The sequence below is a fragment of the Streptomyces sp. NBC_01485 genome (assembly GCF_036227125.1).
Taxonomy (GTDB): Bacteria; Actinomycetota; Actinomycetes; order Streptomycetales; family Streptomycetaceae; genus Streptomyces.
Genome location: NZ_CP109435.1, coordinates 8,394,438 through 8,404,316, shown reverse-complemented (window position 1 = coordinate 8,404,316; position 9,879 = coordinate 8,394,438). Strand labels below are relative to the sequence as shown.

General features: G+C 72.8%; 9 protein-coding genes. 4 read left to right on the top strand and 5 right to left on the bottom strand.

The window, feature by feature from the left end:
- Positions 1–155: 155 nt before the first annotated feature.
- Together OG352_RS36775 and OG352_RS36770 are read left to right on the top strand one after the other, a co-directional pair.
- The gene (locus OG352_RS36775) at positions 156–866 is read left to right on the top strand and encodes a FadR/GntR family transcriptional regulator (RefSeq protein WP_329224107.1); all 711 of its coding nucleotides are present in this window, start codon (positions 156–158) and stop codon (positions 864–866) included.
- Between the two features lie 124 nt (positions 867–990).
- Positions 991–2,355: an amidase gene (locus tag OG352_RS36770; protein ID WP_329222869.1), complete on the top strand. Its 1,365-nt coding sequence runs from the start codon at positions 991–993 to the stop codon at positions 2,353–2,355.
- A gap of 64 nt (positions 2,356–2,419) precedes the next feature.
- On the opposite strand, the gene OG352_RS36765 is transcribed toward OG352_RS36770, so the two are convergent.
- The gene (locus OG352_RS36765) at positions 2,420–2,593 is read right to left on the bottom strand and encodes a hypothetical protein (RefSeq protein ID WP_329222868.1); all 174 of its coding nucleotides are present in this window, start codon (positions 2,591–2,593) and stop codon (positions 2,420–2,422) included.
- 398 nt (positions 2,594–2,991) lie between these two features.
- Between OG352_RS36765 and OG352_RS36760 the strand changes: the two genes are divergently transcribed.
- A complete protein-coding gene (locus tag OG352_RS36760) occupies positions 2,992–3,456 on the top strand; it encodes a hypothetical protein (protein ID WP_329222867.1) in 465 nt (154 codons plus the stop codon).
- Positions 3,457–3,481: 25 nt separating this feature from the next.
- Entirely contained in the window at positions 3,482–4,240 is a 759-nt protein-coding gene (locus OG352_RS36755) for an SDR family oxidoreductase (protein WP_329222865.1), read from the top strand.
- Between the two features lie 89 nt (positions 4,241–4,329).
- Here the strand turns inward: OG352_RS36755 and OG352_RS36750 are convergent, their stop codons facing one another.
- The 4 genes from OG352_RS36750 to glgA all read right to left on the bottom strand — a co-directional run bounded on the left by OG352_RS36750 (position 4,330) and on the right by glgA (position 9,848).
- Positions 4,330–5,859 (bottom strand): SDR family NAD(P)-dependent oxidoreductase, encoded by a 1,530-nt coding sequence (locus OG352_RS36750; protein WP_329222863.1) that lies wholly within the window; start codon positions 5,857–5,859, stop codon positions 4,330–4,332.
- A gap of 102 nt (positions 5,860–5,961) precedes the next feature.
- Positions 5,962–7,320 carry a wax ester/triacylglycerol synthase family O-acyltransferase gene (locus OG352_RS36745; RefSeq protein ID WP_329222862.1) on the bottom strand — a complete coding sequence of 453 codons (1,359 nt, stop codon included), beginning with the start codon at positions 7,318–7,320 and terminating at the stop codon, positions 5,962–5,964.
- A gap of 102 nt (positions 7,321–7,422) precedes the next feature.
- Positions 7,423–8,643, bottom strand: coding sequence for a glucose-1-phosphate adenylyltransferase (gene glgC / locus OG352_RS36740; RefSeq protein WP_329222861.1), 1,221 nt, complete (start codon positions 8,641–8,643; stop codon positions 7,423–7,425).
- A 53-nt stretch (positions 8,644–8,696) separates the two neighbouring features.
- Positions 8,697–9,848, bottom strand: coding sequence for a glycogen synthase (glgA, locus tag OG352_RS36735; RefSeq protein WP_329224105.1), 1,152 nt, complete (start codon positions 9,846–9,848; stop codon positions 8,697–8,699).
- Positions 9,849–9,879: the final 31 nt, after the last annotated feature.

Below are 9,879 nucleotides of genomic sequence, written 5' to 3'. Positions count from 1 at the left end.
GTGCAGTGACCTCGCGGATCACCATATTTATCAGACCACTTCGGTGCCACAACACCCTTCGGCCGGAGAATCGGCGCGCTTTCGCCGCAAGTGGTCCGACCACTGCCCTGGCTAGACTGCGGCGCACCGGCGACAGGAGAGGCCCCGTGGAAGACATCCCGCCCAGCGCGCCCGCCCCCAAGAGCACGGTGACGCAGCGCGCCATCGAGCGGATCAAGGCGCTGATCGCCGACGGTCTGCTGGAGCCGGGCCAGCGGCTGCCGACCGAGCGGGATCTCGCGGCGCAGCTCGGCATCTCCCGCAGTTCGATGCGTGAGGCGATCCGCGCGCTCACGGTCCTGGGCGTGCTGGAGGCCCGGCACGGTTCCGGCATCTACGTCACCGCGTTGAAGGCCGGCGACCTGCTGGAGACGTTCGGGGTGGTGGCCGACCTCTCGCGCGGGCCGCGTCTGGTCGAGCTGCTGGAGGTGCGGCGCGTCCTGGAGTCGACGGCGACGGCGCTGGCCGCGGCCCGCATCACCGAGGAGCAACTGGCCGTCGTGGCGGGGCATGTGGCGGCGATGAACGCCACCGACGACCCGGAGGAGATCCTCGCCCACGATCTCGCCTTCCACCGCGCCATCGCGACGGCCGCCGGCAACGAGACGATGGCGGCGATCCTGGAGGGCCTGTCCTCGCGCACGTTCCGCGCCCGCGTCTGGCGCGGCTACCAGGAGGAGGGCGCCTTCGCCCGCACCCGCCGCGAACACGCGGCGATCCACCGCGCCCTGGCCGCCCGCGACCCGGAGGCCGCCCGGGCGGCGGCGGCCGCCCATGTGGGCGAGGTGGAGGAGTGGCTGAGGTCGCGGGCCCGGGTGGATCCCTGACCGGGCCGCGGGGTCGGGCCCGGCGTGGCGTACGGCCGCCCCTCGACGCGGCGCTCCGGGCGGGGCACAGTTCTCCCTACGCGACGTACTCGCGAGTAGTGCACGTACACCGAGGGAGCTTGCTGTGACCAGCTGGGTCGGCCGGACCGCCGTCGAGATCGCCGCCGCCGTGCGGGAGAAGCAGGTCACACCGCGTGAGGTGGTGGCGGAGCATCTCGCGCGGATCGAGCGTCTGGACGGCCGGATCGGCGCGTTCCGCGTGGTGCGGGCGCAGGCGGCGCTCGCCGAGGCCGACGAGGTGGCCGCCCGCGCCGACCTGGCCGAACTGCCGCTGGCCGGCGTCCCGGTGGCGGTCAAGGACAACCTGGCCGTACGGGGCGAGTCCACCCGCGTCGGCTCGGCCGCGACGCCGGACCTCCCGGCCGACGCCGACCATGTCACCGTGGCCCGGCTGCGGGCGGCCGGCGCGGTCGTCGTGGGCCTGACGAACGTGCCCGAGCTGTGCGTCTTCGGTACCACGGAGGGCGTGCACGGCACCGCCCGCAACCCGTGGGACACCTCGCGCACGGCGGGCGGCTCGTCCGGCGGCAGCGCCGCCGCGGTCGCCGCCGGGATGGTGCCGATCGCGCTGGGCAACGACGGGATGGGCTCGCTGCGCATCCCGGCGGCCAACTGCGGCCTGGTGACGATCAAGCCGGGCCACGGCGTCGTCCCGGCCGGGATCGGGGACGGCGACTGGTTCGGGATGTCGGAGAACGGTCCGCTGGCGACGACGGTCGAGGACGCTCGGCTGATGCTGGCGATCCTCGCCGACGCAGACACCGGCACCGACGCCGCCGACACCGTACGGTCCGCGGAGCGCGGCGCGCTGAAGATCGCCGTCTCCGTGCGCAGCCCGCTGGCCGGCGTCACGGTGAGCGGTCCGTACACGGGCGCGGCGCGGGAGGCGGCCGGGGTGCTGGTCCGGGCCGGGCACCATGTGGAGCGGGCCGAGCCGCCGTATCCGCTGTCGCTGAGCATCACCTCGCTCGCGCACTGGACGGCGGGCACGGCCGTGGACGCCGCGCCTCTCGACCCGCGGCTGCTGACCCGGCGCACCCGGGTGCACGCGGCGATCGGCCGGCGCTTCCTGAACGGGGTGCGCGACGGCTCGGCGCGGGAGGAACTGCGCCGGCGCCTCGAGCCGTTCTTCGCGGAGTACGACGTCCTGCTCACACCGGCGCTCGCACGACGCTCGCCGAAGTCGGTGGCGTGGCACGAGCGGGGCTGGCTGCGCAATGTCCTGGCGAACACGAACTACTCGCCGCTGACCCCGCCGTGGAACCTGACCGGCTGGCCCGCGATGGCGGTCCCCTTCGGCACGCTGCCGTCGGGCGCCCCCACGGCGGTGCAGTTGGTGGGCCGGCCCGGGTCGGAGGACGAACTGCTGCGGCTGGCCGGGCAGTTGGAGGAGCTGCGTCCGTGGCGCCGGACGGCTCCGCTCGACTGACGACGGCGCTCACGGCATGGGCGTGCGGGGTGGCACGCCCATGCGGTGAGCGGTCGCGAGCGGGTCAGTCGACGCTGGGCAGGATGTGGGGCTCGGCGAGGTCGTCCTCGTAACCCGCCAGGCGGATCGGGGCGGAGCGGGCCCACACGTCGAGGCTGCCGATCTCGCCCGGCCGACGGTTTGCCCGCTCCGGGCGTTCCTTGGGACGTTGCTCGCGATTCGTGTTCTCCGGTGTCACCGCGCACTCCTTATGTGTCGGGTCACCCTCGGGGCGTGCCGACCAGTCTGCGGTCCAGCACCTGACGATCCCTCGGGTCTGGCTCAAGCCGGTCAAGGAAGCGCTGGTGCCGGCAGCTCCGCTACAGGGTAACCAAATGAGCGGGGGTCCGCTCGATAGGGCTGAAGATTTGGGGTAACCATGGCAAGTCACCCGTAGGCCCCTGCTGGATCCCTATGGATCTTCGCGGATTTCCATAGATGAATTGAACCCCTATCCGGCCTTATGTACCTTTTATGTTCACCCGTTCGAGTGCGGACAGTGCAGTTCAAGTGCCGTTCGTCCGATCGCAAGCCGGCCATGGTCTGCTGACATCCGGCAACGGCTGTCCCTGTCTCGTCTCGCGGAAGGACAGACGCATGGAGCTGCGCAGCGTCGAGGAGCTGATGGACCTGCTGTACGCCTGCCGGGGCGTGCGGGGCGCCCCGCACGCCCCGGCAGGTGCACGTGGTGGGTCCGGCGTCGACCTGCACGATCACGCGTTGCAGACGGCCGCGCTGCTGCGCCGGAGTCGCCCCGCCGACAAGGAACTCCAGCTCACCGGGCTGGTCCACCCCGTCGGCCACCTCCTGTGCCCGACCGACCCCACCGGCCGCGCCGAGCGCGCCGCCGACGCCGTACGCCCCCTGCTCGGCACCCGTGTCGCCCGCCTCATCGGCCTCCACCCCTGGCTGGACGCTCCCGCCGACGACGACCTGCTCAGCCTGCGCCAGGCCGACGAGGACGGCCGCGTCGCGAGGTTCGACGCCGGGGTGCTGGAGGACTGGCGCACGGTGCTGGAACTGGTCGCGGCACGCACCTCACGTCTCGGGGCTGTCGACTGACGACCCCGCGTGAGACCGTACGCCGATGACGTCGTCGCACGCGTTACGAGGCAGGGCCGCCGTCGTCACCGGGGCCACCCGGGGCATCGGCCGGGCGGTGGCACAGGCGCTCGCCGACGCCGGGGCACGGGTGTGCGTCAGCGCACGGGACGCGGCGGAGGTGCGGCGGACCGCCGAGGAGCTGGGCGGGGTGGGCCTGGCCGGCGGCGTCGGGGACCCCGGGCATCCCGAGGAGCTGACCGCGCTGTGCCTGCGCGAGTTCGGCCGCCTGGACATCCTGGTCAACAACGCGGCGACGAACCGGCCCTACGGCCCGCTCATGGACGCCGACCCGGCTCTGTGGCGCGAGGCGTTCACCGTGAACGTCGAGGCACCGCTACGGCTGGTGCAGTGCGCGTGGCGGGGCTGGATGCGCGAGCACGGCGGAGCGGTCGTCAACATCTGCACGGAGGGCGCGACCCATGTCGGCCCCCACGTCGGCGCCTACGGCACCACCAAGGCCGCCCTCCTCCACCTCACCCGGCAACTGGCGGGCGAACTGGGCCCAGGCGTACGGGTCAACGCCGTCTCCCCCGGCCTGGTACGCACGGAGATGGCCCGCTTCATGTGGGAGCCCCGGGAAGCGGAGATCGCGCCGACCCTGCCACTGGGCAGGATCGGCGAGCCGGAGGACGTGGCGAGGGCGGTGCTGTGGCTGTGCTCCGACGAGGCGGAGTGGATCACAGGCGCGGACCTACTGGTGGACGGCGGCACGAATGTGGGAAGGGCGCGCACCGCACCCTAGGGGCGCGGGGCTGTGTGAATGTGCGGCTCCGCCACGTGGGCGCGACCAGCCACATACGGCCCGCACCCGCCCACCGACGTAAGTCAGCCCTACCACTTACCGGGTGCGTAGTCCTTCAGGAAGACCCCGTACACGTCCTCCCCCGCCTCCCCCCGCACCACCGGGTCATAAACGCGCGCCGCCCCGTCGACGAGGTCGAGCGGCGCGTGGAACCCCTCCTCCGCGAGCCGCAGCTTGTCGTAGTGCGGGCGCTCGTCGGTGATCCACCCGGTGTCGACGGAGGTCATGAGGATCCCGTCGGTCTGGAGCATCTCCTGCGCGCTGGTCCGCGTGACCATGTTCATCGCGGCCTTCGCGGCATTCGTGTTGGGGTGACCGGCGCCCTTGTAACCGCGCCCGAAGACCCCCTCCATCGCGGAGACGTTCACGACGTACGCGCGCCCGCTCGTCGCCTTCCCGGCGGCCGAGGCCATGGCCGGGCGGAGCTTGCTGATCAGGATGAACGGCGCGGTGTAGTTGCACAGTTGGGTCTCGAGGAGCTCCACCGGGGAGATCTGCTCGATGGTCTGCACCCAGGTGTTGGTGTCGACGACGTCGGGGACGAGACCCCCCGCGTCGATGGCGGTGCCGTCGAGGTGCCGGGCGACGCTGGCGTTGCCCGCGACCAGCGCGAGGTCGGCGACCTGCTGTGCGTCGAGGCCGCTGATGCCGACGGGCAGTGCCGCCGGCCCGCCGAGATCACCGACCGCGCCGGAGCCGAACGCGCCGATGACGTGGTGGGCGGGCAGCTCACCGGCGGGCAGCGGGGCGCTCTCGCCGTCGACCAGGGCGGCGTAGGCGGAGGGCAGGCGGCGCACGGTCTGCGTCGCGTTGTTGATGAGGACGTCGAGCGGGCCCGCCTCGGCGACCTGGTCGGCGAGGGCCACGGCCTGCGCCGGGTCGCGCAGGTCGACGCCGACGACCTCCAGACGGTGCAGCCAGTCGGCCGAGTCGTCCATGGCCTTGAAGCGGCGGATGGCGTCCTTCGGGAAGCGCGTGGTGATGGTGGTGTGCGCGCCGTCGCGCAGCAGCCGGAGCGCGATGTACATGCCGATCTTGGCGCGGCCGCCGGTGAGCAGGGCGCGCTTGCCGGTGAGGTCGGCGCGGGCGTCGCGCTTGGCGCGGTTCAGGCCGGCGCAGTCCGGACAGAGCTGGTGGTAGAAGTAGTCGACCTCGACGTACCGGGTCTTGCAGGTGTAGCAGGAGCGCGGGCGCTGGAGTATCCCCGCGACCCTGCCCTCCTCGGTGACGGAGGACGGCAGGATGCCCTCGGTCTCGTCGTCGATGCGCTGGGCGGAGCCGGTCGCGGTGGCCTCGGTGACGGCCTTGTCGTGGGCGGTCTTGGCGGCCCGGCGGTCCTGGCGGCGGCGCTGCTTCACGGTGCGGTAGACGCCGGCGGTGGCCCGGCGCACGGTGATCGCGTCGGGGTGGTCGACGTCCAGCTTGTCGAGTTCCTCCAGTACCGCGAGGCAGAGGGCGAGCCGCTCCGGGTCGATGCCGGGCCCGTGGACGATGTCGTCCACGGTCTCGTCCCCGACCTCCTCCGTGACCGCCGTCGAGCCGTCCTCTGTCACCGTCATCGCGCTGCCGCTTCCCTGATCACCCGTGCGGCGCTCCGACCGCGCCCGCCTCGAACCGGGAATTTTACGGAGCGCCTGGCCCGTCCTCCAAACGCGTTGCCGTCAAGAGCCGCAGGCCGTGATGAGCGTCTCCACCTCGGCGGTCAGGGCGTGGGCGAACCGGTCGAGGTCGGGGACGGCCTCGGCGTCGGCGACGAGCCCGTAGTGGACGCTGCCGCGGTAGGTCGAGACGGCGACCGCCAGGGCCTGGCCGCGGGCGAGCGGGGCGTACGGGAAGACCTCGGTGACCGGGTTCCCGCCGAGCTTCAGGCCGAGGCTGGGCAGGGGCACGCTGGTGACGAGGATGTCGAACCAGAGCCGGGCGGCCTGGCCGACCAGCGGGCCGCCGAGGCGGTGCCCGAGGGCCGGGACGTGGTCGGCGAGCAGGGCGACGGCGCCGGCGCCCCGGCCGGGTCCGGCGTCCTTGTTGCGGTCCATGGCGGCGCGGACCGTGCCGAGGCGGCGCAGCGGGTCCGGGTCGTCGACGGGAAGCCTCATCAGGTACCCGGAGAGCCGGTTGCCCTGCGGGTGGGCGGTGCGCGGGCGGCGCTTGGAGACGGGGATGAGGGCGCGCGGCACGACGCCGTCGCTGCCGTCGCCGCGTTCGTCGAGCCAGCGGCGCAGCGCCCCGGCGACGACGGCGATCAGCACGTCGTTGACGGTGCCGCCCTCGGTCTTGCGGATCCGGTGCACGTCGTCGAGGTCGATGACGACGCCGGCGGTGCGGCGGGTGCCGGTGGGCCGGGCGGTGAGGGCGGGGGTGGGGCACATGCCCAGGGTGTGGACGGCGACGGAGGCGCCGATGTCGAGGGCGCGGCCCACGTCGGAGACGGCCCCGCGCAGCAGGCCGGGCAGTCTGCGCACGTCGGGCAGGAGCGAGCGGGGCGGCTCGGCGGGGCGGGGGCGGGGCGCGGGCAGGTCCAGCGGATCGAGGACGGCGGCGGCCAGCGTCAGGGCGCGCAGGCCGTCGGCGAGGGCGTGGTGGAACTTGAAGAGCACGGCGAAGGAGACGCCGTCCGCCCCCGGCAGCACGTGTGCCTCCCAGGGCGGGCGGCCGCGCTCCAGGGGCCGTTCCATGAGCCGGCCCGCCCCGGCCTGGAAGTCGGCGGTGGGCGCGTGCAGCGTGACGTGGTGGACGGGGTCGAAGTCGGGGTCCGGCTCGCGGGTCGCGCCGCCGAAGGCGAGCGAGCGGCGCAGGTCGAACGGCTGGGAGGAGTCGAACGGCCGCCACAGGTCCCGGATGCGCATGCGCAGGCCGGGGACGGCGGCCGCGCGGGCGGCGAGCAGGTCGGCCGCGTGGGCGCCCGCGGTGGGCGAGGGCGCGGCGAAGACGCCGAGCGCGCCCAGGTGCATGGGGTGCTCGGCCGACTCGAGGTTCCAGAACGCCAGGTCGAGGGGCGCCAGCAGATCATCAGCAGTCACGGGCCTGCCTCGCGTCGACGAAGAGTGAGGCCCCAGTCAAGCGCCCTCGCGTGATTACGGTCAAGTACGATCAAGCTACGCACAGTTAACAGTTCATTAAGTTCAGGACACCCGCTGGCCCTTTCCCAGGGCGATCACGCCGTTTTCCGACACCGTGTACAGCTCGGCGTCACGCTCCGGGTTCACGCCGATGGTCGCACCCGGAGGGACCTCGACGTTCTTGTCGAGCACCGCCCCGCGCACGACCGCGCCCCGCCCGATGTGGACGTTGTCGTGCAGGATCGAGCCCTGGACGACCGCTCCCGGGTCGACCACGACACCGGGCGACAGGACGGACCGGGTCACCTGCCCGCGGATCAGACAGCCCGCGCTGATGATCGACTCGCTCGCCATGCCGCCCGCGCCGAAGCGGGCCGGGGAGAGCTGGTTGGCGTGGGTGTAGATCGGCCAGCTGCGGTTGTACAGGTTGAACGCGGGGCGCTCGGCGATCAGGTCCATATGGGCGTCGTAGTAGGCGTCGAGCGTGCCGACGTCCCGCCAGTAGCCCTGGTCGCGGGTGGTCTCGCCGGGGACGTGGCTCCCGCTGAAGTCGTACAGGTGGGCCTCGCCGCGCTGGGTGAGCTGGGGCAGGATCGAGCCGCCCATGTCGTGCACGGAGTCCTCGTCCTCGGCGTCCCGCTGGAGGGCCTCGATGAGGGCCTTGGTGGTGAAGAGGTAGTTGCCCATCGAGGCGAACACGTTCTCCGGGTCGCCGGCGAGGCCGGGCGGGTCGGCGGGCTTCTCCAGGAACCCCTCGACCGTCTGGCCGTCCGAGCCCGGGGTGATCACCCCGAAGGAGGAGGACTCGCCGCGCGGGACGCGGATCCCGGCGACCGTGACGCCCGCGCCGCTGTCGATGTGCTGGGCGAGCATCTGGCGCGGGTCCATGCGGTACACGTGGTCGGCGCCGAACACGGCGACGTACTCGGGCCGCTCGTCGTAGACCAGGTTCAGCGACTGCAGGATGGCGTCGGCGCTGCCCAGGTACCAGCGCTTGCCCAGCCGCTGCTGGGCCGGGACCGGGGTGACGTAGTTGCCGAGCAGGCTCGACATCCGCCAGGTGGTGGTGATGTGCCGGTCCAGCGAGTGCGACTTGTACTGCGTCAGCACGCAGATGCGCAGGACGTCGGCGTTGACGAGGTTGGACAGGACGAAGTCGACGAGCCGGTACGTGCCGCCGAAGGTGACCGCCGGTTTGGCGCGGTCCGTGGTCAACGGCATCAGGCGCTTGCCCTCACCGCCCGCCAGCACGATTCCGAGCACCGATGGCCCACCACGACGCATGGCCGCTCCCCTCACCCTGTCGATCACTCATGGCTGCCCCGGCACGGGGCTCCCTACGCCTGTTTGAGGATCTCCTCGTACAACCCGACCGTACGCCGGGCGACGGCGTCCCACCCGAACTCGCGCACCGCCCGGACCCGCCCGGCCTCGCCCATCCGGCGCCCGGCCGCCGGGTCGCCGAGGATCGCGTCCAGTGCCCGCGCGAGGCCCGCCTCGAAATCCTCGTCCACCGGTACGAGCGTCCCGCTCACCCCGTCCTCGACGACCTCGGGTATCCCGCCGACCCGGGAGGCCACCACCGGGGTGCCGCAGGCCATCGCCTCCAGGTTGACGATGCCGAGCGGCTCGTACACCGAGGGGCAGACGAACACGGCCGCGTGCGTGAGGAGTTGGATGACCTCGGGGCGCGGCAGCATCTTCGGGATCCAGTGCACGCCGTCCCGGGCGCGGCTCAGTTCGGCGAAGAGGTCGCGGAACTCCCGGTCGATCTCGGGGGTGTCGGGCGCTCCCGCGCACAGCACGACCTGCGCCGCGGGGTCGATGTCCCGTACGGCGCGCAGCAGATGGGGCACGCCCTTCTGCCGGGTGATGCGGCCGACGAACAGGACGAACGGGCGGTCCGGGTCGAGGCCGGTCCGGGTGAGGGCGTCGGTGCCGTGGTCGGGGCGGTAGAGGGCGGTGTCGATGCCGTTGTGCACGACGTGGACGCGGTCCGGGGACAGCGTCGGATAGCAGGTGAGTATGTCCTCGCGCATGGCGCCCGAGACGGCTATCACCGCGTCGGCCGCCTCCACCGCGCCCCGTTCCGCCCAGCTCGACAGGGCGTAGCCGCCGCCCAGTTGCTCCGCCTTCCAGGGGCGCAGGGGCTCCAGCGAGTGCGCGGTCACCACGTGCGGGACGCCGTACAGCTCCTTGGCGAGGTGGCCGGCGAGGTTGGCGTACCAGGTGTGGGAGTGGACGAGTTCGCGGCCTTCGAGGGCGGCTGCCATGGCGAGGTCCACGGAGAACGTGCGCAGCGCGTCGTTGGCGCCGTCGAGCACGGGCCAGGGGCGGTGGCGCAGCACGCCGTCGGTGCGGCCCTCGCCCCAGCAGTGCACGTCGACGTCGACCAGCCGCCTCAACTCGCGGGCGAGGAACTCGACATGGACGCCCGCGCCGCCGTACACGTCCGGCGGATACTCCCGGGTCAGCAGTCCCACTCGCACCCGCAACCCCCAGTCTCCGCGGCCGGCTCCC